General features: G+C 71.8%; 21 protein-coding genes and 2 tRNA genes. 15 read left to right on the top strand and 8 right to left on the bottom strand.

Annotated features, from left to right (window positions below; translation table 11 throughout):
* Positions 1–118: 118 nt before the first annotated feature.
* Positions 119–349: a death domain-containing protein gene (locus ACZ3OF_RS10020; protein ID WP_361668623.1), complete on the top strand. Its 231-nt coding sequence runs from the start codon at positions 119–121 to the stop codon at positions 347–349.
* A gap of 74 nt (positions 350–423) precedes the next feature.
* The gene (locus ACZ3OF_RS10015; protein ID WP_361668625.1) at positions 424–1512 is read left to right on the top strand and encodes a YlbL family protein; all 1089 of its coding nucleotides are present in this window, start codon (positions 424–426) and stop codon (positions 1510–1512) included.
* A 79-nt stretch (positions 1513–1591) separates the two neighbouring features.
* Here the strand turns inward: ACZ3OF_RS10015 and ACZ3OF_RS10010 are convergent, their stop codons facing one another.
* The gene (locus tag ACZ3OF_RS10010) at positions 1592–2149 is read right to left on the bottom strand and encodes a PPA1309 family protein (RefSeq protein ID WP_361668628.1); all 558 of its coding nucleotides are present in this window, start codon (positions 2147–2149) and stop codon (positions 1592–1594) included.
* Positions 2150–2285: 136 nt separating this feature from the next.
* On the opposite strand from ACZ3OF_RS10010, the gene ACZ3OF_RS10005 reads away from it, so the two are divergent.
* From ACZ3OF_RS10005 to ACZ3OF_RS09990, 4 genes are all read left to right on the top strand, one after another.
* Positions 2286–5267, top strand: coding sequence for a UPF0182 family membrane protein (locus ACZ3OF_RS10005; RefSeq protein WP_361668631.1), 2982 nt, complete (start codon positions 2286–2288; stop codon positions 5265–5267).
* Between the two features lie 51 nt (positions 5268–5318).
* Positions 5319–5392: transfer RNA gene (locus ACZ3OF_RS10000), tRNA-Met, on the top strand.
* Positions 5393–5600: 208 nt separating this feature from the next.
* Positions 5601–7622: a tetratricopeptide repeat protein gene (locus ACZ3OF_RS09995; RefSeq protein WP_361668633.1), complete on the top strand. Its 2022-nt coding sequence runs from the start codon at positions 5601–5603 to the stop codon at positions 7620–7622.
* A 46-nt stretch (positions 7623–7668) separates the two neighbouring features.
* A tRNA-Met gene (locus ACZ3OF_RS09990) sits at positions 7669–7742 on the top strand.
* 131 nt (positions 7743–7873) lie between these two features.
* Here the strand turns inward: ACZ3OF_RS09990 and ACZ3OF_RS09985 are convergent.
* From ACZ3OF_RS09985 to hisN, 3 genes are all read right to left on the bottom strand, one after another.
* A complete protein-coding gene (locus ACZ3OF_RS09985) occupies positions 7874–8293 on the bottom strand; it encodes a Fur family transcriptional regulator (RefSeq protein ID WP_361668635.1) in 420 nt (139 codons plus the stop codon).
* 197 nt (positions 8294–8490) lie between these two features.
* Entirely contained in the window at positions 8491–8892 is a 402-nt protein-coding gene (locus tag ACZ3OF_RS09980; RefSeq protein WP_361668638.1) for a CBS domain-containing protein, read from the bottom strand.
* 174 nt (positions 8893–9066) lie between these two features.
* Entirely contained in the window at positions 9067–9867 is an 801-nt protein-coding gene (hisN, locus tag ACZ3OF_RS09975) for a histidinol-phosphatase (protein WP_361668641.1), read from the bottom strand.
* A gap of 106 nt (positions 9868–9973) precedes the next feature.
* Here hisN and ACZ3OF_RS09970 point away from each other — a divergent pair, with 106 nt between their 5' ends.
* The gene (locus ACZ3OF_RS09970; protein WP_467303917.1) at positions 9974–10657 is read left to right on the top strand and encodes a TetR/AcrR family transcriptional regulator; all 684 of its coding nucleotides are present in this window, start codon (positions 9974–9976) and stop codon (positions 10655–10657) included.
* Here ACZ3OF_RS09970 and ACZ3OF_RS09965 read toward each other — a convergent pair.
* The 4 genes from ACZ3OF_RS09965 to ACZ3OF_RS09950 form a co-directional block, all read right to left on the bottom strand.
* Positions 10549–10872, bottom strand: a complete 324-nt coding sequence (locus tag ACZ3OF_RS09965) for a DMT family transporter (protein WP_361436452.1) — start codon at positions 10870–10872, stop codon at positions 10549–10551. The genes ACZ3OF_RS09970 and ACZ3OF_RS09965 overlap by 109 nt on opposite strands.
* Positions 10873–10964: 92 nt before the next feature.
* Positions 10965–11978 (bottom strand): ribosome small subunit-dependent GTPase A, encoded by a 1014-nt coding sequence (gene rsgA / locus ACZ3OF_RS09960; RefSeq protein WP_361668645.1) that lies wholly within the window; start codon positions 11976–11978, stop codon positions 10965–10967.
* Positions 11979–11981: 3 nt separating this feature from the next.
* On the bottom strand, positions 11982–13310 hold the full coding sequence (aroA, locus tag ACZ3OF_RS09955; RefSeq protein ID WP_361436456.1) for a 3-phosphoshikimate 1-carboxyvinyltransferase: 1329 nt from the start codon (positions 13308–13310) through the stop codon (positions 11982–11984).
* A 29-nt stretch (positions 13311–13339) separates the two neighbouring features.
* Entirely contained in the window at positions 13340–14026 is a 687-nt protein-coding gene (locus ACZ3OF_RS09950) for a M50 family metallopeptidase (RefSeq protein WP_361436458.1), read from the bottom strand.
* 61 nt (positions 14027–14087) lie between these two features.
* Here ACZ3OF_RS09950 and ACZ3OF_RS09945 point away from each other — a divergent pair, with 61 nt between their 5' ends.
* The 8 genes from ACZ3OF_RS09945 (at position 14088) to def (ending at position 21592) form a co-directional block, all read left to right on the top strand.
* Positions 14088–14903, top strand: a complete 816-nt coding sequence (locus ACZ3OF_RS09945; RefSeq protein WP_467303912.1) for an SOS response-associated peptidase — start codon at positions 14088–14090, stop codon at positions 14901–14903.
* A gap of 37 nt (positions 14904–14940) precedes the next feature.
* Complete coding sequence (locus tag ACZ3OF_RS09940) at positions 14941–15576, top strand: alpha/beta hydrolase family protein (protein WP_361668650.1); 636 nt, start codon at positions 14941–14943, stop codon at positions 15574–15576.
* A 240-nt stretch (positions 15577–15816) separates the two neighbouring features.
* Entirely contained in the window at positions 15817–16473 is a 657-nt protein-coding gene (locus ACZ3OF_RS09935) for a sigma-70 family RNA polymerase sigma factor (RefSeq protein ID WP_055641410.1), read from the top strand.
* Complete coding sequence (gene rsrA / locus ACZ3OF_RS09930; RefSeq protein WP_361436466.1) at positions 16470–16769, top strand: mycothiol system anti-sigma-R factor; 300 nt, start codon at positions 16470–16472, stop codon at positions 16767–16769. The genes ACZ3OF_RS09935 and rsrA overlap by 4 nt, the downstream gene beginning before the upstream one ends.
* A 137-nt stretch (positions 16770–16906) precedes the next feature.
* Positions 16907–18535, top strand: coding sequence for an HD-GYP domain-containing protein (locus ACZ3OF_RS09925; RefSeq protein ID WP_467304436.1), 1629 nt, complete (start codon positions 16907–16909; stop codon positions 18533–18535).
* Positions 18532–19833, top strand: coding sequence for an HD-GYP domain-containing protein (locus ACZ3OF_RS09920; RefSeq protein WP_467303907.1), 1302 nt, complete (start codon positions 18532–18534; stop codon positions 19831–19833). Before ACZ3OF_RS09925 ends, ACZ3OF_RS09920 begins: the two co-directional genes overlap by 4 nt.
* 79 nt (positions 19834–19912) lie before the next feature.
* Positions 19913–20893, top strand: a complete 981-nt coding sequence (locus ACZ3OF_RS09915) for a tetratricopeptide repeat protein (RefSeq protein ID WP_260228954.1) — start codon at positions 19913–19915, stop codon at positions 20891–20893.
* Positions 20894–20962: 69 nt separating this feature from the next.
* Positions 20963–21592, top strand: coding sequence for a peptide deformylase (gene def / locus ACZ3OF_RS09910; RefSeq protein ID WP_361668653.1), 630 nt, complete (start codon positions 20963–20965; stop codon positions 21590–21592).
* Positions 21593–21601: the final 9 nt, after the last annotated feature.

The raw sequence follows: 21601 nt of genomic DNA, 5'->3' as shown, positions 1-21601 counted from the left end.
AACGCCCCGATTTGCGTAACCGGCCCCCCGGCAGCAGCGTTGATGCTGCAGATCGTTAGTCTGCTGATCGGCCGGTCACGGTCGGTTGCGGTCGCTCATTTGGGGATGGGAGGTCGGGATGGCAGCGCTCGCCTGGTTGCTGATTCCGCTTTTCGCAGTCGTCGGCGCGGCGATATGGGGAAGCTGGGCCCAGCGGAACAAGACCATCGGAGACGTCGCCGAGCTCGCCGGTTACGCGCGGTTCCGGGACGCCATGGAGCGGACCCACGCGGGCCTCGAGGTCGCCGAACGCGATCTGGCTCCGGCCGCACCCTCGTCCCCCGTACGCAGTAGCCACGTCTCCGGCTGAGTTCCCTCCGCCGACCGCCTCGTACGGACCCGCCCCACGGGTGCACTCACAGACCGGTCCCGTACTGTCGTTCCATGCCACGCCGCACTGCGACGATGCTCGCCTCCACCCTGGTCCTGATCACCCTGCTCTGTGTGGGCGTCCTGGTCCCGGTGCCGTACGCGGAGATGAGCCCCGGCCCGACGGTCAACACCCTCGGGGAGGCCGCGGGCGAGCCCGTCCTTCAGATCTCTGGTCGCAAGACGTACCCGACCGACGGGCATCTCAACATGACGACCGTCCGCGTCACGAGCGCGGACTACCGGATGAACGTGGTCGAGGCGGTCTACGGCTGGCTCGCCCACGACAACGTGGTCGTCCCCAAGGAGACCCTCTACCCGGACGGCAAGACCGAGGAGGAGTCGACCCAGGAGAACGCCGAGGAGTTCAGCCAGTCCCAGGAGAGCGCCAAGGTCGCCGCCCTCGGTGAGCTGGGCATCCCGGTGACCACCCGGGTCGTCGTCGCCTCCGTCGTCAAGGACAGCCCCGCCCAGGGGCAGCTGCACGCCGGGGACGTCATCAAGGCCGTGGACGGCGTGCCGGTGAAGGAGCCCGGAGACGTCGCCAAGCAGGTGACCACGCACAAGCCGGGCGAGAAGGTCGTGTTCACGATCGTCCCCACCAAGGAGGCCGAGGCGGCGGAGAAGGCCGGCAAGGAGCCCACCGCCACCGAGAAGGTCACCGTCACGACGGTGAAGTCCCAGGAGGGCGACCGGGCGATCGTCGGCATCCAGGCCGGTACCGACCACGTCTTCCCGTTCACGATCGACATCAAGCTCGCCGACGTCGGCGGCCCCAGCGCCGGACTGATGTTCGCGCTCGGCATCGTCGACAAGCTGACGCCGGAGAGCCTCACCGACGGCAAGTTCGTCGCCGGCACCGGAACCATCGACGAGAAGGGCCAGGTCGGCCCCATCGGCGGTATCGAGATGAAGCTCGTCGGCGCGCGCAACGCCGGCGCCGAGTACTTCCTCACCCCGGCCGACAACTGCGCGACCGCCGCCTCCGACATCCCCGACGGCCTCACCCTGATCAAGGTGAACACCATCGACGACGCGACGAAGTCGCTCGAGAAGCTCCGCAACGGCGACACGAAGAACCTGCCCAGCTGCTCGAAGAGCTAGGACGGGCCCGCACGAACGAAGGGGGGCGCCCCGGTCACCGACCGGGGCGTCCCCCTTCGTCACGCGTACGCGGCCGGCCTCATGCCTCGAAGGTCGCCGCCAGGGCCTCCGCGAGCCCCGGCACCAGGTCCGCGCCGGTCAGCACCTCGTTCGGCGAGTCCTTCTCGCGCAGCCGGATCGCCGCCTCCCGCGCGCCGTCACGGAGCACGGCCACGGTCATCCGGACCTCCTGGCGGTCCGGGTGCCGGGCCACCCACTTCGCCAGAGCGGCCTCGTTCAGGCCCTCCGGCACGGAGGCCTCGGCCGACGGAGGGAGCATCAGCCGCTCCACGGTCAGCGCGCAGCCGACCACGGCGTCCGGCCAGGCGATGGTGCCGAGGAACTCGTCGAGGGGCTTCCCCTTCGGCAGTTCCTCCTGCTCGATGGGGGTGTAGGCGGCCGCCGCCTCGTCGTTCTCGAGGCCGAGCTGGGAGGCCAGTCCCGGCTCCTGGGCACGCAGTCGGGCGGTGTCGACCAGGGCGAAGAGCCGGGCCGGACGGTCCCAGCCGAGGCCGGAGGCGTACTCGTCGATCTCGAGCACCGCGCGGGTGAGGGGGCTCGCGGCCATGGGGGTGCCGGAGGGGGAAACGTTGGACATGGACAACATCCTGCCTCCTCTTCCCCCGAAGACGGGAACTAGGTAAAGCCTCAGTAAGTTGCATCAGTGGGCTCTACGATCGCGGGGCCTGCTTTATCGACGCATCAACCTCGAGGGGCGCACGTTGGCTTTCCAGATGCCGGACCGCGGAGGCGGCGGAGGTCCGTCCGGGCCAAGGATCAGAGTCGGCCGGCCGTCCCGGCGCGCCCGCACGCTGCTCATGACCCTGGGTGTGCTGGCCGTCCTGGCCATGGCGTTCGTCATGTTCGCCGGGTTCTGGACGGACTGGCTCTGGTACCGCTCCGTCCACTACTCGTCCGTGTTCACCACCACGCTGTGGACCAAGATCGGCCTCTTCGCCGTCTTCGGTCTGCTCATGGCGCTCGCCGTCGGGTTCAACATCTGGCTGGCGCACCGCCTCCGGCCGCCGCTGAGCGCGATGTCGCTGGAGCAGCAGAGCCTCGACCGGTACCGGATGGGTCTGGCGCCCTACAAGAAGTGGGTGCTCCTCGCGATCACCGCACTCGTGGGCCTGATCGCCGGCGCCTCGGCCTCCGGCCAGTGGCGGACCTGGCTCATGTGGGTCAACGGCGTGCCCTTCGGCGAGAAGGACCCCCAGTTCCAGCTGGACGTGTCGTTCTACGCCTTCGACCTGCCCTGGTACCGCTCGCTGCTGGCCTTCGGCTTCGCCGCCGCCGTCCTGTCGCTGGTGGCCGCCGCCCTGACGCATTACCTGTACGGCGGACTGCGCGTCACCAGCCCCGGTGCCCGCGCCACCGCCGCCGCGACGGGCCACCTGTCGGTGCTCCTCGGCGTCTTCGTCTCCCTGAAGGCCGTGGCGTACTGGCTCGACCGGTACGGCCTCGCCGTGAAGTCCAGCGACTTCAAGGCCGCCGGCAACTGGACGGGTCTGCGGTACGTCGACGCCAACGCGTACCTCCCGGCGAAGACGATCCTGTTCTGCATCGCCGTGATCTGCGCCGTGCTCTTCTTCGCGACGCTGTGGCGCCGCACCTGGCAGCTGCCGGTGATCGGCTTCGGCCTCATGGTTCTGTCGGCGATCCTGATCGGCGGCCTGTACCCGGCCATCGTGCAGAAGTTCCAGGTCCAGCCGAACGAGCAGGCCAAGGAAGCGCCGTACATCCAGAAGAACATCGATGCCACGCGCAAGGCGTACGCCATCGACTCCACCGAGCCGGAGAACTACTCGGGCAAGTCCACGGTCAAGGCCAAGGACCAGCTCCGGGCGAACTCCGACACGGCGGCCAGCTACCGCCTGATCGACCCGAACATCGTCTCGCCGACGTTCCAGCAGCTGGAGCAGAAGCGGAAGTACTACCAGTTCCCGACCACCCTCGATGTCGACCGCTACAAGGGCCAGGACACCGTCGTCGGCCTGCGTGAGCTCAACATCAAGGGCATCCCGAAGCGGAACTGGATCAACGACCACTTCACGTACACCCACGGCTACGGCGCGATCATGGCCGCTGGCACGCAGACGGACGCCAACGGCTCCCCGGTCTTCACCGAGGCCGGCCTGCCGACCACGGGGATGCTCGGCCCGTACCAGCAGCGGATCTACTACGGCGAGAAGACCGACCAGTACTCGATCGTCGGCGGGCCGCAGAAGGAGCTGGACTACGAGGAGAACGGCGAGAAGACCACCAGCTACGAGGGCAAGAGCGGGGTCAACCTCTCCAACACCTTCAACCGCGCCGCGTACGCGGTCGCCTTCAGCGAGCCGCAGATCCTCTACTCGGGGGCCATCGGCGAGGGCTCGCGGATCCTCTACAACCGCACGCCCAAGGAGCGCGTCGAGGCGGTCGCGCCCTGGCTGACCATCGACGGCGACGCCTACCCGGCCGTCGTCGGCGGCAAGATCCAGTGGATCGTCGACGCCTACACGACCACCAACGGCTACCCGTACGCCTCGCGCACCACGCTCGGCGACACCACGGCGGACTCCCTGACCGTGGGCAACCAGCAGCGCGCGGTGGTCGCCCAGCAGAACCAGGTCAACTACATCCGCAACTCGGTGAAGGCCACCGTCGACGCCTACGACGGCACGGTGACCCTCTACCAGTGGGACACGGAGGACCCGGTCCTCAAGACGTGGATGAAGGCGTTCCCGGACACCGTGCAGCCGCGTGAGGCGATCAAGCCCGACCTGATGCAGCACCTGCGGTACCCGCAGGACATGTTCAAGGTCCAGCGCGAGCTGCTCACCCGGTACCACGTGAAGGACCCGGCGCAGTTCTACAGCGGTTCGGACGCCTGGCAGGTGCCGGACGACCCGACCAACAAGGACGGCAACGCGGTCCCGCCGTACTACCTGAGCATGAAGATGCCCGGGGACAAGCAGCAGCAGTTCTCGCTGACGACGACGTTCACCCCGAACGGGCGGCCCAACCTGGGCGGCTTCATGGCGGTCGACGCCGACGCGGGCAGCAAGGACTACGGCCGCATAAGGCTGTTGAGAGTCACCTCCGAGGTCCCAGGACCCGAGCAGGTGCAGAACAAGCTCAACAGCCTTCCGTCGGTGGCCACTTTCGTCCGGGACATGAAGGGCGCCGACTCCGACATCCAGTACGGCAACCTGCTGACGGTGCCGCTCGACGGCGGCTTCCTGTACGTCGAGCCGGTCTACGCCCAGGGCCGCAACGCGCACTACCCGCTGCTGAAGAAGGTCGCGGTGTCGTACGTGGACGCGGACCAGCCGGACGGTGACACGACCAAGGACACCACGGTGTTCGAGGACAACCTCACCGCCGCCCTGAACGCGGTGTTCGGGGTGGACGGCGCCACGCCGCCCGAGCAGCCCGAGGAGCCGGGTACCAAGCCGCCGACGACGCCGACCACGAACGACGCGGCGCTGAAGCAGGCCATCGCCGATGCGCAGAAGGCGATGGACGACGGCGAGGCGGCTCTGCAGAAGGGGGACTGGACCGCCTACGGCAAGGCCCAGGACGCCCTGCAGGACGCCCTCCAGCGGGCCGCGGAGGCGGGCGCGAAGCTGCCCTCGACGGACCAGAAGCCGGGCGGTACGGAGCCGAAGCCGGGGGCGACCCCGTCGACCGAGCCGACGCCGTCCTCGAGCGCGAGCCCACCGGCCCCCTGATCGCCGTGGTCGGGAGCCACCCCGCGTCGTGATACCTTTGAGGAACAACGACGCGGGGTGGAGCAGCTCGGTAGCTCGCTGGGCTCATAACCCAGAGGTCGCAGGTTCAAATCCTGTCCCCGCTACTGAAGACTAGGGCCCGGATCCTTCAGGATCCGGGCCCTAGTCGTGTGTTCCCGAGGGGGCGCGCGACGCCCCGAAGAGCGGTGGGGATGGGGCGAGTTGGGGTGAGTCGTGTTTGACTTATCTCTCTGTGGGCATGTCGACAAAACGCTGAAGTGACCTCACTGGCTGCGGTATACCAGGTGTACGCGCGTTGCGGGTGGTGCGACGATGGTTTTTATGGGGGACAGGGCAACTCTGTTGGAGACAGGGCGGTTTGTGCAGCGGCACGCGCGACGTGCCGCGGATGACATCATCGAGGCCGCGGTGGCCGTCGATGCCGCCGTCGACACCACCGCCGACACGGAGACCGAGAGCGACACGGAGACCGAGGCACGCCACCGTCGCGCCGCCGAGAACGGCGATGCCGCGTCCATGAGCGTGCTCGGCGCGCTCCTGCTGCGCCGGGGCGACCTCGACGGCGCCGAGCCCTATCTGCGCGGCGCGACGGCCGAGGGGGACCGCGCCGCCGCCAACAACCTGGGCGTCCTGCTGCATCAGCGCGGATACGCGGAGGAGGCCGCCGGCTGGTGGCGGGTCGCCGCCGTCGCGGGCTCCGCTCCCGCCGCCCACGCGCTCGGCCGTCACCACCGCGAGCGCGGCGACGAGCCCGCCGCCGAGTACTGGCTGCGCCAGTCCGCCGAGCAGGGCCACGCCCTGGGCGCGTACGCCCTCGCCGACCTCCTGGAGCACCGCAGCGACGTCGGGGCCGAGCGCTGGCTCCGCGCCGCCGCCGAGCAGGGCCACCGCGAGGCCGCGTACCGCCTCGCCCTGGCCCTGGAGCGGCGCGCGACGGAGGGCGACGGCCCGGGCCGCCTGGGCGGCGCGACAGCGGCTACGGCCCCCGCCGCGGGCCCCGGCACGGCCGCGCCCACCGCGCCCGGGGCCGTCGCCGGCACGGCTGCCCGTGGCGACGCCGCCCCCGGCACGGGCGCCGGTACGGCGAACGGCCCTGCGGCCGGTGCCACCACCGCCCCCGCCGGAGAGCTCGGCGAGGCCGAGCAGTGGTTCCGGCAGGCGGCCGCGCGGGGGCACCGCCGGGCCGCGCTGCACCTCGGCGCGATCCTGGAGAAGCGCGGCGAGCTGAAGGAGGCGGGCCGCTGGTACCTGAGCTCGGCCAAGGAGGGCGAGGCCAAGGCCGCCTGCGCGCTCGGATTCCTGCTGCGCGACGCCGGGGACGAGGAGAGCGCCGCCGTGTGGTGGCTGCGCGCCGCCCAGGACGGGGACGGCAACGCCGCCAACGCGCTCGGCGCCCTGCACGCCGCCCGCGGCGAGCAGCAGACCGCGGAGCGCTGGTACCGCGCCGCCATGGACGCGGGCGACGTCAACGGGGCGTACAACCTCGGGCTGCTCTGCGCCGCCCAGGACCGCAACCAGCAGGCCGAGCAGTGGTACCGCCGTGCCGCCTACGCGGGGCACCGCGAGGCCGCCAACGCGCTCGCCGTGCTCCTCCTCCAGGCCGGCGACGCGAACGGCGCCGAGCCCTGGTTCTCCAAGGCGGCCGAGGCCGGCAGCGTCGACGCCGCCTTCAACCTCGGCATCCTCTACGCGGGTCGCGACGACGACCGTACGGCACTGAGCTGGTACGAGCGCGCGGCGGCGGCCGGGCACACCGAGGCCGCCCTCCAGGTCGGCATCGCCAGCCTGCGCGACGGCGACGAGCAGACCGCCGAGCGCCATCTGCGGTGCGCGGCGGGCGGAGGCAGTGCCGAGGCAGCGTTCCGGCTCGCGAGCGTCCTCGACGCGCGCCGCCCCGAGCCCGGCCCGCCCGCGCTCGGCGCCCCGCGCGAGGAGAAGACCGAGTGCGAGGAGTGGTACGAGCGCGCCGCCCAGCAGGGGCACCGGCGTGCCCAGGTGCGGGTGGGCATGCTGGCCGCGGCCCGCGGTGACGTGGCGGAGGCGGCCCACTGGTACCGGGAGGCCGCGGAGGCGGGCAGCCGCAACGGCGCCTTCAACCTCGGCCTGCTCCTGGCCCGCGAGGGCAGCGAGCGCGAGGCGTCCCTGTGGTGGACCCGCGCCGCCCGCGCCGGACACGGCCGTGCCGCGTTGCGGCTCGCGCTGCTCGCGGCCCGGCGCGGAGAGCTGACGGAGGGCCGGCGCTGGTGCGCGCGGGCCGTGGAACTCGGTCCGGCGGAGGTGGCCGAGCGGGCCGCGCGACTGAGCGAGGCGCTGCACCAGGAGCTCACCGCTTAAGTGATTTGCGCTGGTCGTGGCCGTCCCGTAAGGTTGGGCTCACCGACGCGGGGTGGAGCAGCTCGGTAGCTCGCTGGGCTCATAACCCAGAGGTCGCAGGTTCAAATCCTGTCCCCGCTACTCAGTAGCAACGAAGGCCCGGATCCAGTCACTGGATCCGGGCCTTCGTCGTGTTCGCGTGCACTTCGGCACCCGGCGGGCACACGAAGAAGCCCCCCACCGAGGTGGGGGGCTTCGGCGGCGCGTGGTGCTCAGGCGATCGCGGCGCAGTTCGGGCAGAGGCCCCGGTAGGTGACCTCGACGTCGGAGATCGTGAAGCCGAAGCGCTCCGAGTCCGGGAGGTCCGCCAGCGGGTTGCCGGAGGGGTGGACGTCACGGATCGCGCCACAGCGGCCGCAGACCAGGTGCTGGTGCGGGCGATGGGCGTTCGGGTCGTACCGCTTGGCGCGGCCGTCCGTCGCGACCTCCATCACCTCGCCGAGCGTGACCATCTCGCCCAGCGTGTTGTAGACGGTCGCCCGGGAGATCTCCGGCAGCCGCGCCACGGCACGGGCGTGGACCTCGTCGGCGGTCAGATGGACATGATCTCCGTCGAGGACCTCGGCCACGACGCGCCGCTGCGCTGTCATTCGCCAGCCGCGGCCGCGCAGACGTTCCAACAGGTCACTCATAGGAGCCAGAGTAACAGCGGGGGTCCAAGATCCCGAACGGGTGTGACTTTGGATGCCTACTTGACTTAGACATTGTCTATCATAGGATCGACGGGCAAGCGGCTGGAGGCCGCGGTCCAGGCCCTGCGTGGCCGAGGGTGCGCTTGTCGTGAAGGGGAGAGGGCCGGTGTGCGATCGCGCACCGGCCCTCTCTCGTGTCAGCTCGCCATGGTCGTCGCGTGGTGATGTGCCGGGGTCCAGCAGCGGATGATGTCGCGTACGGAGACGATGCCCACCGGCCCGTGTCCGTCGAGGACGACGAGGTGGCGGAAGCCGCCGTGGGTCATCGCGGCGGCCGCCTCCTCCAGGGTCCAGGCGGGTGCGGCGAAGACGACGTCGGTGGTGGTGTGGGAGCCCGCGATCTCGTGGTCGGGGTTCTGGCCTGCGCCGATCGAGTTGAGGATGTCGCGCTCGGTGAGGATTCCGAAGCCGCCGGCGTCGGTGTCGTGGACGACCGCCGCGCCGACGCGACGCGCCGACATCAGCCGAGCGGCCTGGCGGAGGGTGTGGGCGGGGCCGATGGTCAGGACCACCGTGCTCATGGCGTCACGGACGAGCATGAAGGGAGCCACCTCCTCGGTGATTCGCTCCCGCTTTCAACGAGAACGAATTCACAAGTTCACAAGTGGGGGGACTCTCAGAGTCGCAGCGGGCCGAGGGCCTGACAAGGGGGCGCGCGAGGCGGCCTGAGGGGGTGTGCGAGGTGCCGCGAGGCGCCCCTCGGGCCGGGTGTGTCAGCTCTTCTGGTTGAGGTAGCTCAGCAGTTCGCCGTGGAGCAGGCCGTTCGACGCCGCCGCGTTGCCGCTGTGCGGACCGTGCCGGCCGTCGAGGCCGGTGAACGTGCCGCCCGCCTCCTGGACCACGATCGCCGTCGCCGCCATGTCCCAGAGCGACAGCTCAGGCTCGGCGCAGAGGTCCACGGCGCCCTCGGCGACCATCATGTACGGCCAGAAGTCGCCGTACGCCCGGGTCCGCCAGCACGCGCGCGTGAGGTCGAGGAAGCCGTCCAGGCGGCCCCGCTCCTCCCAGCCGCTGAGCGAGGAGTACGCGAACGAGGCGTCCCCGAGGTCCGCGACCTTCGAGACCTGGAGCCGCGTCGCCGAGGTCAGGCTGCGGCCCGTGTACGCCCCCGCGCCCTTCGCAGCCCACCAGCGGCGCCCGAGCGCGGGCGCCGAGACCACGCCGACCACCGGCTGGAAGCCCGTGTCACCGGCCTCCATCAGCGCGATCAGGGTCGCCCAGACCGGCACCCCGCGCACGTAGTTCTTCGTGCCGTCGATCGGGTCGATCACCCAGCGGCGCGGGCCCGTGCCCTCCACGCCGTACTCCTCGCCGAGGATCGCGTCGCGCGGCCGCGCCCGCTGCAGCTGACTGCGGATCAGCTCCTCGGCGGCCTTGTCCGCCTCGCTCACCGGCGTCATGTCCGGCTTCGTCTCGACCTTCAGGTCGAGCGCCTTGAACCGGTCCATGGTGGCCGCGTCGGCGGCATCCGCGAGGACATGGGCGAGACGCAGATCGTCGTGGTAATCGGCCATGGTCGAAACTCTATCCCTCGAAGGGACGTGGCCCCGCGGGAGCCCTTGACACTGCGTGGCGGCCCGTCAACTCTGAGCGCAGAACCGTTCTGGCCGGGAGGCGACGATGCCGACTGCCCGTGAGGCCCTGCTGGATGCCGCCCTCGCGTCGCTCTCGGGGCTGCCCTGGTCCGCGGTCCGGATGGTCGACGTCGCCTCCGCCGCGGGCGTCTCCCGGCAGACCCTCTACAACGAGTTCGGCAGCAAGGAGGGCCTGGCCCGCGCGCTGGTACGACGCGAGGCCGACGCGTACCTCCAAGGCGTCGAACGGATCCTGGCCGCACCCTCGCCCGGACTTCCCGATGGACCCCCGTCGCCCCGGCGCAACCTCGCGGCCGTCGCCGAGTGGACCGTCACCCAGGCCTTCACCCGGCCCGTTCTGCGGGCCCTGCTCACCGGCTGCTGGGGGGAGCGGCTCCCCGTGCCCCGCCCGGCCAGAGCCGGATCGCGTGCCTCCGCCGTGCCCGCGCAGCGCCGTGCCGACGCGGGCGTACCGTCCCCCACCGACCTCCTCGGCCTCGCCCGCGACCGCGCCGCGACGGCGCTCCAAGGCCGCGACGGAGACGTACGGAACTCGTGCGAGATCGTGCTGCGGCTGGCGCTCTCCTATGTCGTCGCCCCGGCTCCCCTCTTCGAGGAGGGTCAGTGCGCCGACCCCGAGAGCTGGAGCCCGACCACCCCGACGATCACCAGCGTGATCGACACGATCTTCAGCGTCGACACGACGTCACCGAGGAAGACCATCCCGTAGATCGCCGTCCCGGCCGCGCCGATGCCGGTCCACACCGCGTACGCGGGGCCCACGTCCAGCTTGCGCAGCGCCAGCGTCAGAAGTCCGAAGCTGCCCAGGGCGAAACAGGCGAACGCGATCGTCGGCCACAGCCGGGTGAAACCGTGCGAGAGCTTCAGGCAGACCGCGAATCCCGTTTCCAGGAACCCGGCGACCACCACGAGCAGCCACGCCATCGTCAGTGCCTCCCGCGCCGTAGGTGACTGCTTCGTCGCACTTGGTGCGATTATGCACTTACCAGCAGCGGTGGAACGCAAACGTGGGCGACTCAGTCACCCTCGCGTCGCTCCCGGGTCGCGAGCAGCCGCCGCAGCGAGTACAGCCGCGCCGGATCCGCGTGCCCCTCGGCCACCCACGCGTCCAGCGCGCAGTCCGGCTCGTCGTGGCTGCACGCCCGCGGACAGTTCTCCGTGCCGGGTACGAGATCGGGGAAGGCGAGGATGACCCGGGACGGGTCGACGTGGTTGAGGCCGAAGGAGCGCACGCCCGGGGTGTCGATCACCCAGCCGCCCTCCCTGTCGTCGAGCGGGAGGGCGAGCGCCGAGGTGGTGGTGTGCCGGCCGCGCCCCGTCACCGCGTTGACGTGGCCGGTGCTCCGCCGCCGGTCCTCCGGGACCAGGGCGTTGACCAGGGTCGTCTTGCCGACGCCGGAGTGTCCGACGAACGCGGTCGTCCGCCCCTTGAGGTGCTCGTGCACCCGCTCGGCAGCGACCCCGTCCACGAACTCGTCGCGCGTGGTGACCACGTACGGCACACCCAGCGCTCCGTACATCTCCAGGAGTTCGTCGGGCTTCGCCAGGTCCGACTTCGTCAGGACCAGGAGCGGGGTGAGCCCGCCGTCGTACGCGGCGACCAGACAGCGGTCGATCAGCCGGGGGCGCGGCTCGGGGTCGGCCAGCGCGGTGACGATCGCCAGCTGGTCGGCGTTGGCGACGACCACCCGCTCGAACGGGTCGTCGTCGTCGGCCGTGCGGCGGAGCACGGAGCTGCGCTCACCGATCCGTACGATCCGGGCCAGCGTGTCCTTCTCGCCGGACAGATCGCCCACGATCGAGACCCGGTCGCCGACGACCGCGGCCTTGCGGCCCAGCTCGCGCGCCTTCATCGCCAGGACGATCCGGTCGTCGACGAGACACGTGAGCCGGCCGCGGTCCACGGTGAGGACCATGCCCTCGACCGCGTCCTCGTGCTTGGGACGGATGCTGGTACGGGGACGGTTGCCCTTGCGGTTGGGCCGCTGGCGGATGTCGTCCTCGTCGGTGTGCTTGCCGTAGCGCCGCATGGCTCAGACTCCGAGCATTTCGGTCCACATCCTGGGGAAGTCGGGCAAGGTCTTGGCCGTCGTCGCCACGTTCTCGATCTCCACGCCCTCGACCGCGAGGCCGATGATCGCGCCCGCGGTCGCCATCCGGTGGTCGTGGTACGTGTGGAAGACACCGCCGTGCAGCGGGCGCGGGCGGATGAGCAGCCCGTCCTCGGTCTCCGTCACATCGCCGCCGAGCTCGTTGATCTCCTTGGTGAGCGCGGCCAGCCGGTCCGTCTCGTGGAGCCGCAGGTGCGCGACGCCGCGCAGCGTCGAGGGCGAGTCGGCGAGCGCCGCGACCGCCGCGATGCCGGGCGTCAGCTCGCCGACCTCGCTCAGGTCCACGTCGATGCCGTGGATCCGGCCGGTGCCGGTGAAGGTGAGCCCCGCCTCGGTCAGCTCGCAGGAGCCACCCATCTCGGTGAAGATCTCCCGCAGCGCGTCACCGGGCTGGGTGGTCCTGGACGGCCAGTCGGGGACCGTCACCCGGCCTCCGGTGACCAGGGCCGCGGCCAGGAACGGCTGAGCGTTCGACAGATCGGGCTCGACGGTCAGGTCGCGGCCGAGCAGGGCGGAGGGGGAGACCCGCCAGACGTTCGGCTCGCCGCCGGTCTCCGGCTCGTCGACCTGGGCGCCGACCACCCGGAGCATGTCGACGGTCATCCGGATGTGGGGGAGGGAGGGGAGCTTGGCGCCCACATGACGTACCTCCACCCCCTGGTTGAAGCGGGGCGCCGAGAGCAGCAGGGCGCTGACGAACTGGGAGGACGAGGAGGCGTCGATCTCCACCGGGCCGCCGTCCAGCGCCCCGCCGCCGTGCACGGTCATCGGCAGCGCGCCACGCCCGTCGTCGTCGATCCGGGCGCCGAGCACGCGCAGCGCGTCGATCACCCCGTGCAGCGGGCGCTCGTGGGACCGGGCGTCGCCGTCGAAGTGCACCGGGCCGTCGGCGAGGGCGGCGACCGGCGGCAGGAAGCGCATGACCGTCCCGGCGTTGCCGACGTCCACGGTCGCCGGGCCGTGCAGCCCGGCCGGGATGATCCGCCAGGCCTCGCCCGTGCCGTCCGGGCCCACGCCCTCCTCGATCTTCACGCCCAGCGTGCGCAGGGCCTCCGCCATCAGGAGCGTGTCGCGGGAGCGCAGCGGGCGGCGCAGCCAGCCCGGCTCGGCGGCGAGCGCGGCGAGGACCAGGCCGCGGTTGGTGACCGACTTCGATCCGGGCACGGTGACGGTCGCGTCGACGGCACCGCTCGCATAGGGGGCGGGCCAGAGGTCGGTGTGCAGGTCGGAGTGCGGGGAGGTATCGGTCATGCCCCTCACTTTAGTGGGGCACGCGGCGGCTACAGCCCCAGCAGCCAGCGGCCTCCGCCGATCAGGGAGCAGATCGCGACCGCGTGGAAGAAGAAGAGCCAGAGCGCCGGATGGACGTGGGTGAGGCGCGCGAGCTGGTCGGCGTCCGAGTCCGGAGCCCCTCCGTGGCGCCGCTTGCCCTGCAACTCGAAGACCGGGCGCACCCCGCCGAGGAGCAGGAACCAGACGACGGAGTACGCGAACGCCGACTGGACGTCCGGACCGGTGAGCCAGGAGATCAGCAGGAACGCCGCGCCCGTCAGGAGGACGGTGAAGATCCCGTACGCGTTCCGGACCATCACCAGCATGGCCAGGAGCAGCGCGGTCGCCACCCAGAGGAGCAGGGTGATCCGGTGGTCGGCGAGCAGCCAGGCGCCGCCCAGACCGAGCAGCGGGGCGGCGGTGTAGCCGGCGGCGGCGGTGAGGATCATGCCGATGCCGGTGGGGCGGCCGCGCGAGACGGTCAGCCCGCTGGTGTCCGAGTGGAGCCGGATGGACTGGAGCCGGCGGCCGGTGAGGAGGGCGATCAGACCGTGGCCGCCCTCGTGGGCGATGGTGACGGCGTTCCGCGAGAGCCGCCATATCGCGCGCGGGACGGTGGCGAGCAGCGCGGCCACGCCGGTGACGATCACCAGCCACTCTTCCGGGGCGGGCTGCGTACCGAGGACTTCGGTCATTTCTGGACTGGCTCCTCGGACGAGATCGGGATCGGATCGGGATCGTGGCAGTGTGGCACGTATGTGCGGACGGTATGCAGCGAGTCGTCGGCCCGAGGACCTGGTGGGGATCTTCGAGGTCGAGAAGTGGGAGCCGGAGGAGACCCTGGCTCCCGACTGGAACGTGGCCCCGACCAAGGAGGTCTACGCGGTACTGGAGCGTCCTCTCAAAGACGCGGATTCGCCGCGGCCGGTTCGCCAGCTGCGGAGACTGAAATGGGGCCTCGTGCCCTCCTGGTCGAAGACGCCGGAGGGCGCGGCCAGGATGATCAACGCGCGGGCGGAGACGATCGCCGAGAAGCCGTCCTTCAAGCGGGCCTTCGCCGCGCGCCGGTGCATCCTGCCCGCCGACGGCTACTACGAGTGGGTGACCGGGGCCGGCGAGCGCGAGCTGGAGGTGGAGGGGAAGAAGAAGCGGACGCGGAAGCAGCCGTACTTCGTCACCCCCGCGGACGGGTCCGTCTTCGCGATGGCCGGCCTGTACGAGTTCTGGCGCGACCGCACCCTGCCCGACGACCATCCGGCGGCCTGGTGGGTGACGTGCTCGGTCGTCACGACGGAGGCGGAGCAGGGGCCGCTCGGCGTGGCCCCCGAGGAGGGCCCCCACTCGCTCGCCGCCATCCACCCCCGGATGCCCCTCATGCTCACCCCGGACCGCTGGGACGCCTGGCTGGACCCGCGGCGCACGGACATCGAGGAGCTCAAGGGGCTCCTCGGTGCACCGCGCGAGGGGCTGATGCGGGCGTTCCCGGTCGCCACGGCGGTGAGCAACGTACGCAACAACGGGCCGGAGCTCATGACGGAACTGGACGGCCCGGAGGTCGGCACGCTGTTCTGAGCACGGCTGGGACGCCCCCGCGCGGCAGGATGGGGGCGTGACCAAGAGCGAGATCGTTCCGACCGACACCGGGGACGCCCGGATCACCTGGTACACCGGGAAGAAGCCATGGGCGGTCCTCGCCCTCAGCCATGGGGCCGGGGGCGGGATCGAGGCGCGCGACCTCCAGGCCCTGGCGGGCGCGCTGCCCGCCCGAGGAGTGACCGTCGCGCTCGTCGAGCAGCCGTGGCGGGTCGCCGGGAAGAAGGTGGCGCCGGCGCCGAAGACCCTGGACACCGGCTGGCGCGGGATCTGGCCCGCCCTCACCGGGCCCGGCCTCCCCGTGATCGCCGGCGGCCGCAGCGCCGGCGCGCGGGTCGCCTGCCGGACCGGGAAGGAGCTCGGCGCCGCCGCCGTCCTCGCGCTGAGCTTCCCGCTGCACCCGCCGGGCAGGCCCGAGAAGTCCCGGGCCGACGAACTGCTCGGGACGGACCTGCCCACCCTCGTCGTCCAGGGCGGCAACGACTCCTTCGGGCAGCCCGGAGAATTCCCCGAAGGGCCGTACCGGCTCGTCGAGGTGCCGTACGGCGATCACGGCTTCGCCACCGCCAAGCGGGCCCCCGTGACACCGGAGGAGACCCTCGCGCTCATCGTCGGCGAGGTCGCCTCGTGGGTCGCGTCACTCCGCTCCTGAGGGCGGGAATGTTGCGCGTGCGACCACGGTTGTGCCCCATGTCGGTGTGAGAGCAAGGAAGAGGGAGTCCGTCGCATGGGTTCGACCATCTGCCCCGAGCGCGCGCAGGCCGCTGACCTCGACTGGACAGTGCTGCCCGCTCCCAAGACCGCCACTATTCGGGCGGCGGGCGGAGCGGTTCCTCGTCTATCCTCCGAATCGAGCGGGTCCGCATTCGGATTCGCCGCAGCGCTGGAGGAGGTGGGTCCGGTCACTGGGACCGACACAGGGACCGACGACGGCCCCGAGGAGACGACCGCGGAGCGCAACGCGCGCTTCGAGCGGGACGCCCTCGGATTCCTCGACCAGATGTACTCCGCCGCGCTGCGCATGACGCGGAATCCCGCGGACGCCGAGGACCTGGTGCAGGAGACGTACGCCAAGGCGTACGGCTCGTTCCACCAGTTCCGCGAGGGTACGAATCTGAAGGCGTGGCTGTACCGCATCCTCACCAACACCTTCATCAACTCGTACCGCAAGAAGCAGCGCGAGCCCCAGCGCAGCGCCGCCGAGGAGATCGAGGACTGGCAGCTCGCCCGTGCCGAGTCGCACATGTCGACCGGACTGCGCTCCGCCGAGTCGCAGGCCCTCGACCACCTGCCGGACTCCGACGTCAAGGAAGCGCTTCAGGCGATCCCCGAGGAATTCCGCATCGCCGTCTATCTCGCGGATGTCGAGGGCTTTGCGTACAAGGAGATCGCGGACATCATGGGGACACCCATCGGTACGGTGATGTCCCGACTGCACCGGGGCCGCCGCCAGTTGCGCGGCATGCTCGAGGACTACGCCCGCGACCGCGGGCTCGTTCCCGCGGGCGCCGGAGAGTCGTCGAACGATCTGAAAGGCTCGGGCTCATGAGCTGCGGAGAGCCGCACGAGACGGACTGCTCAGAGGTCCTGGATCATCTCTACGAGTTCCTCGACCGGGAGATGCCCGACAGTGACTGCACGAAGTTCGAGGTGCACTTCGAGGAGTGCTCCCCGTGCCTGGAGAAGTACGGCCTGGAGCAGGCGGTGAAGAAGCTCGTCAAGCGCTGCTGCGGCAGTGACGACGTGCCCACCGATCTGCGGGCCAAGGTGATGGGCCGCATCGATCTGATCCGCTCGGGCCAGGCCGTGCCCGAGCAGGACGTCACGGCGACCGCTCAGGAGTAGCCCCGCGCGTCGACGAAGGGCCGCCGTGAGGTGATCACGGCGGCCCTCGCGCATACATCAGCTTGTATCACCCGATGGTGCGAATCGGCCGTCGTGGCCCCGCGTGCCCCGCTCAACTCGCTAGCGTGACAGGCGTGATGGGCGTGATGGTGATTCCGCGAGCGGCACGCGTGTACATCGGCTGCGCCCTCGTCGGCGCCGTCGGCTGCGCGCTGCCCGCGCTGCGCCCCGGCGCGCACACCCCCTGGAGCGCCGTCGCGCTCCTCGCCGGGCTGTACGCCCTGTGCGAGTTCCCCGCCCGCTGCCCCGTCCTCGGCCGGCTGCTCGGCGGCGCCACCGCGTCCATGGGCGCCGGCTCCTTCTTCCCCGTCCTGCTCGCCTCGGCGCTGCTCCTGCCGCCCTCCGCCGCCGCGCTCACCGCGCTGCCCGGGGCGCTGGTCGCCCGCATCGAACAGTCGCCGGCGGGGGTGCGCCGGATCTGGCGGACGTCCCAGCTCCTGATCGCCGTCTGGGCCGCGGCGCTCGTCGCGGAGACCCTGGGCCGGGACGAGGCCCTCGGGAACGGGGCGCACACCCCCGACTTCCCGTACGCCCTGCTCCCGGCCGCGGCCTCCGCGCTCACCTTCTGCCTGGTCCTGACGGCCCTCGACGGCGGGATCCGGATCGCCGCCGAGAGGATCCCGCCGCGCACGGCCTGGCGGGGGCAGCTCGGCCGCGCGCTCGCCCCGTACGCGGTGCACGGCCTCGCCGGGCTGATGATGGCGGTGCTCTGGCGCAGCACGTACGGCCCCGCCGCCGCGCTCTTCGTCCTGCTGCCGATGTACATCTCCTGCTGGGTCTTCGCCCAGTACCACCGTGAACGCGGCGCGCACCAGGCGACGATCCGCGCTCTCGTGCAGGCCGTCGACATCAAGGACAAGTACACCCGTGGGCACAGCGAACGGGTCGGCCGGGCGTCGGTACTGATCGCCCACGAACTGGGTATGGCGGAGGAGCGCCTGGAGATCCTCCGCTTCGCGGGGATCCTGCACGACGTGGGCAAGCTCGGAGTACCGACCCGGGTGCTGCGGAAGGACGGGCCGCTGACCCCCGAGGAGCGACGGATCATCGAACTGCATCCGGAGTACGGACACGAGATGGTCCGGGGCATCGGCTTCCTCGAGGAGGCGCGGGCGGCGATCCTGCACCACCACGAGCGGATGGACGGCAGCGGATACCCGTACGGGCTCAGCGGGAGCCAGATCCCCGAGTTCGCCCGGGTGGTGGCGGTCGCCGACGCCTTCGACGCGATGACCTCGACCCGGTCCTACAGCCGCGCCCGGCCGGTGGCGACGGCGGTGGCGGAGCTGGAACGGTGCGCGGGTACACACTTCGACCCCCGGATGGTGGGCGCCCTGGTCCGCGCGCTCGACCGGCACGGCTGGCAGACGACGGTCACGGCCGACGAGCCCGACCCGGCGGGCACGGCGGCCCCACCGTCCCGTCGGCCCGCGCCGGGCGCGAGCCCGTCCCCGGCCCGCGCGGGGGCCGCCGCCGACGCTCGGGCGAACAGGGCCACCGCCCCCGGAGCCCCGCCCGGAAACGTTCCGCCCGCGCGTGTCCCCGCCACGGCGCCGAACACCGTGCGGGCGCCCCGCGCGGAGGCCGGACCGCCGCCCGCCCCCGACGCGATCACCGCCCTCGGCGACCGCGCGGCCCACCCGGCACGGCGCCCGCGAGCCCGCGTCGCGCCCCACGCGCACGTGCCCCCCGGCGGCCGCGCGTGAGCCGGCCCGGGAGACTCGCCCTCGGGGCGGTCCACGGCGCCGCGCTCGTGCTCACCGCCACCGGCTTCGGCTTCACGCTCTGGAACGGGGTCAGCGACCCCGGCAACGCCCTCGCGTTCGGCGTCCTCATCGCCGTCGGCGAGCTCACCCGCTGGGGCGCCCCGCCAGAGTGCGGGGCGGCCCCCGCACTCGGCGAGCTGCGGGGACGGGAGCCCGCGCCGCTCGCCGCCGCCGGAGCCCTCGCGTACGCCCTCCTCGGCGAACAGGCCGGGCACGCCACCACCCACGGCGCCCTCCAGATCATCGCCGTCGTCGTCGCCGGCGGGCTCGTCGGGACCGTCCCGCACATCGCCCGCGGCAAGGAACCCGACCTCGACCACCAGGCCCGCCGCATCCTCACCGTCGGCTTCGCCGCCCTCTGCTTCCAGCCGCTCTACAACTCGGGCGAGGTCACCGCCCGCCTCGGCCACGGCCCCGCCTACGCCCTCTTCCTCGCGCTCCTCCTCGTCCTCACCGCCCTGTGCGACGCCGTCCTCGCCGCCGTGATGCTCCGCGCCCGCACCGGCTTCCCGTACGCTCCCCTGCTCCGCGACGAGCTCCGCGCCCTGATCGGCATCGGCTCCGCCGTCTGTGCCACCGGTGCCGTCATGGCCCTCGGCGTGGCCGCCGCCGGACTCTGGGCCCTGCCCGTCTTCTGCGTGCCGCTGCTGCTCACCCAGGTCTCCTTCCGGCGGTACGAGGCCGTACGCGCCACCAACCGGCAGACCATCGCCTCGCTCGCCCGCGCCACCGAGATCGCCGGCTGCACCTCACCGGGGCACGCCCGCCGCGTCGCCGCGCTCAGCGGCGCCGTCGGCCGCGAGCTGGGCCTCTCCGGGCCCGATCTGACCGTCCTGGAGTACGCCGCCCTCATGCACGACATCGGGCAGCTCTCCCTCGTCGACCCCGTCCCGGAAGGCGCCACCGCCCTCCTCCCGGCCGAGGAGCAGCGCCGGATCGCGCTCCTGGGCGCCGCGGTCGTCCGCCAGACCGGCGTCCCCGCGGCCGTCGCCGTCGTCGTGGAGCGCCAGGCCGACCCGTACCGCGACCAGCCGCTGCCCGCCCGGATCGTCCGTACCGTCAACGCCTACGACGACCTCACAGGCGCCGACGCCGGGGCCGCCGGGTCGCTCGCCGCCCTCGAACGGCTCCGCTTCTCCACCGCCCGCGACCACCACCCCGAGGTCGTCGAATCCCTCGCCAGAGTCCTCGCACGAGGCGGTGTGACCGGGGGCGTCGCCCCCGTCCCTCCTGGGTAACCCATGGGTAATGAGCGCGCGTCCAACCGGGCATGGTTGGATGCGAACAAGAGGGTGAAGCGACCGGCAGGCGGGAATCGTGAGGATCTTCGGGAAGGTACGGCATCGGCCCTCCGCCTCGTGGCGGCAGGCCACCGACCGCGCGTTCACGCTGATCGGCGACGGCCGGTACGAGGACGCGGGCGCGCTCCTGACGCGCGCGGCGGACCTGGAGCCCTGGCTCTCGGAGTCCTGGTTCAACCTGGCGCTGCTGCACAAGTTCCGCCACGACTGGGAGCAGGCCCGGGCAGCCGGGCTGCGCGCCGTCGCGCTCCTCGACAAGGAGACCGGCGCCCCCGACTGGTGGAACGTCGGCATCGCCGCCACCGCGCTCCAGGACTGGCCGCTGGCCCGCCGCGCCTGGCAGGCGTACGGGCTGAAGGTGCCCGGGGCCTCCGCCGGGACCGGTGAGCCCGCCGGGATGGAGCTGGGCAGCGCCGCCGTCCGGCTCTCGCCGGAGGGCGAGGCCGAGGTCGTGTGGGGCCGCCGGCTGGACCCGGCCCGTATCGAGGTGCTCTCCATCCCGCTGCCGTCCTCCGGCCGCCGCTGGGGCGAGGTCGTCCTCCACGACGGCGTGCCCAACGGCGAGCGCACGACCAGCGCCGGCCCGTCCTACCCCGTCTTCGACGAGATCGAGCTCTGGGCGCCCTCACCCGTCCCCACCTGGGTGGTCCTCCTGGAGGCCGCCACCGAGGCCGACCGGGACGCCCTGGAGCAGCTCGCGGCCGACGCCGGATTCGCCGCGGAGGACTGGTCCTCGTCGGTCCGGCTGCTCTGCCGCGCCTGCTCGGAGTCGACCATGCCCAGCGCCGAGGGCGAGGGCGAGCACCTCGACCCGCACGACCACAGCGAGCCGGGCCACCCCGGCCCCCTCGGCCACCGCTCGCCCGGCGAGCTCTGGGTCCCCGAACGGGAGTGCGGGATCGCCGCGCCCGTGGGTCTGGTCCGCGGCCTGCTGGACGGCTGGGTGGCGGACAGTCCCGACAGCCGTGAGTGGCGGGATCTCGAAGAGGTCTGCTGAACCGCCCGGATCCTGCCCTTAGGCTGTACGGGACCATCGACTGGGGTTCTGAGGAAGGCGTGCGGCGGAATGGCGCAGCAGGAGACTGACGAGCAGATCAACGACGGTTTCGTCGTCGACACGGAGGACTGCGAGGCGCGCGAGCTCGCGTACCGCGAGCGCGGTACGGCACGCCCGATCACGGTCGTCGGCAACCCGGTGCTCCACCGGGAGTGCAAGGACGTCACGGAGTTCGACGACACGCTCGCGGCGCTGATCGACGACATGTTCGCCAGCCAGAAGGCCGCCGAGGGCGTGGGCCTGGCCGCGAACCAGATCGGCGTCGACCTGAAGGTCTTCGTCTACGACTGCCCCGACGACGAGGGCGTCCGTCACACCGGCGTCGTCGTCAACCCGGTGCTCCAGGACCTGCCGGCCGACCGCCGCAATCTGGACGACTCCAACGAGGGCTGCCTCTCGGTCCCGACCGCGTACGCCTCGCTGGCCCGCCCGGACTTCGCCGAGGTCCACGGCCAGGACGCCCAGGGCAACCCGATCAAGGTCCGGGGCACCGGCTACTTCGCGCGCTGCCTCCAGCACGAGACGGACCACCTGTACGGCTTCCTGTACATCGACAAGCTCTCCAAGCGCGACCGCAAGGACGCCCTCCGCCAGATGGAAGAGGGCACCCCGCGCTACGAGACGGTCCCGAACGACTGACCCCGGCGT

The sequence above is a fragment of the Streptomyces sp. NPDC022552 genome, assembly GCF_055561875.1.
This window is presented reverse-complemented; position numbering and strand designations above follow the sequence as displayed.

Excerpts from the sequence above, each read along its gene's own strand:
- rsrA (WP_361436466.1), top strand. The coding sequence starts at position 16,470 with ATGAGCTGCGGAGAGCCGCACGAGACGGACTGCTCAGAGGTCCTGGAT.
- ACZ3OF_RS09985 (WP_361668635.1), bottom strand. The coding sequence starts at position 8,293 with ATGAGTGACCTGTTGGAACGTCTGCGCGGCCGCGGCTGGCGAATGACA.
- ACZ3OF_RS10020 (WP_361668623.1), top strand. The coding sequence starts at position 119 with ATGGCAGCGCTCGCCTGGTTGCTGATTCCGCTTTTCGCAGTCGTCGGC.
- hisN (WP_361668641.1), bottom strand. The coding sequence starts at position 9,867 with ATGGCCGATTACCACGACGATCTGCGTCTCGCCCATGTCCTCGCGGAT.
- ACZ3OF_RS09965 (WP_361436452.1), bottom strand. The coding sequence starts at position 10,872 with ATGGCGTGGCTGCTCGTGGTGGTCGCCGGGTTCCTGGAAACGGGATTC.
- aroA (WP_361436456.1), bottom strand. The coding sequence starts at position 13,310 with ATGACCGATACCTCCCCGCACTCCGACCTGCACACCGACCTCTGGCCC.
- ACZ3OF_RS10005 (WP_361668631.1), top strand. The coding sequence starts at position 2,286 with ATGCCGGACCGCGGAGGCGGCGGAGGTCCGTCCGGGCCAAGGATCAGA.
- ACZ3OF_RS09925 (WP_467304436.1), top strand. The coding sequence starts at position 16,907 with ATGGGCGTGATGGTGATTCCGCGAGCGGCACGCGTGTACATCGGCTGC.
- rsgA (WP_361668645.1), bottom strand. The coding sequence starts at position 11,978 with ATGCGGCGCTACGGCAAGCACACCGACGAGGACGACATCCGCCAGCGG.
- ACZ3OF_RS10015 (WP_361668625.1), top strand. The coding sequence starts at position 424 with ATGCCACGCCGCACTGCGACGATGCTCGCCTCCACCCTGGTCCTGATC.
- ACZ3OF_RS09995 (WP_361668633.1), top strand. The coding sequence starts at position 5,601 with ATGGTTTTTATGGGGGACAGGGCAACTCTGTTGGAGACAGGGCGGTTT.
- def (WP_361668653.1), top strand. The coding sequence starts at position 20,963 with ATGGCGCAGCAGGAGACTGACGAGCAGATCAACGACGGTTTCGTCGTC.
- ACZ3OF_RS09980 (WP_361668638.1), bottom strand. The coding sequence starts at position 8,892 with ATGCTCGTCCGTGACGCCATGAGCACGGTGGTCCTGACCATCGGCCCC.
- ACZ3OF_RS09945 (WP_467303912.1), top strand. The coding sequence starts at position 14,088 with ATGTGCGGACGGTATGCAGCGAGTCGTCGGCCCGAGGACCTGGTGGGG.
- ACZ3OF_RS09950 (WP_361436458.1), bottom strand. The coding sequence starts at position 14,026 with ATGACCGAAGTCCTCGGTACGCAGCCCGCCCCGGAAGAGTGGCTGGTG.
- ACZ3OF_RS09970 (WP_467303917.1), top strand. The coding sequence starts at position 9,974 with ATGCCGACTGCCCGTGAGGCCCTGCTGGATGCCGCCCTCGCGTCGCTC.
- ACZ3OF_RS10010 (WP_361668628.1), bottom strand. The coding sequence starts at position 2,149 with ATGTCCAACGTTTCCCCCTCCGGCACCCCCATGGCCGCGAGCCCCCTC.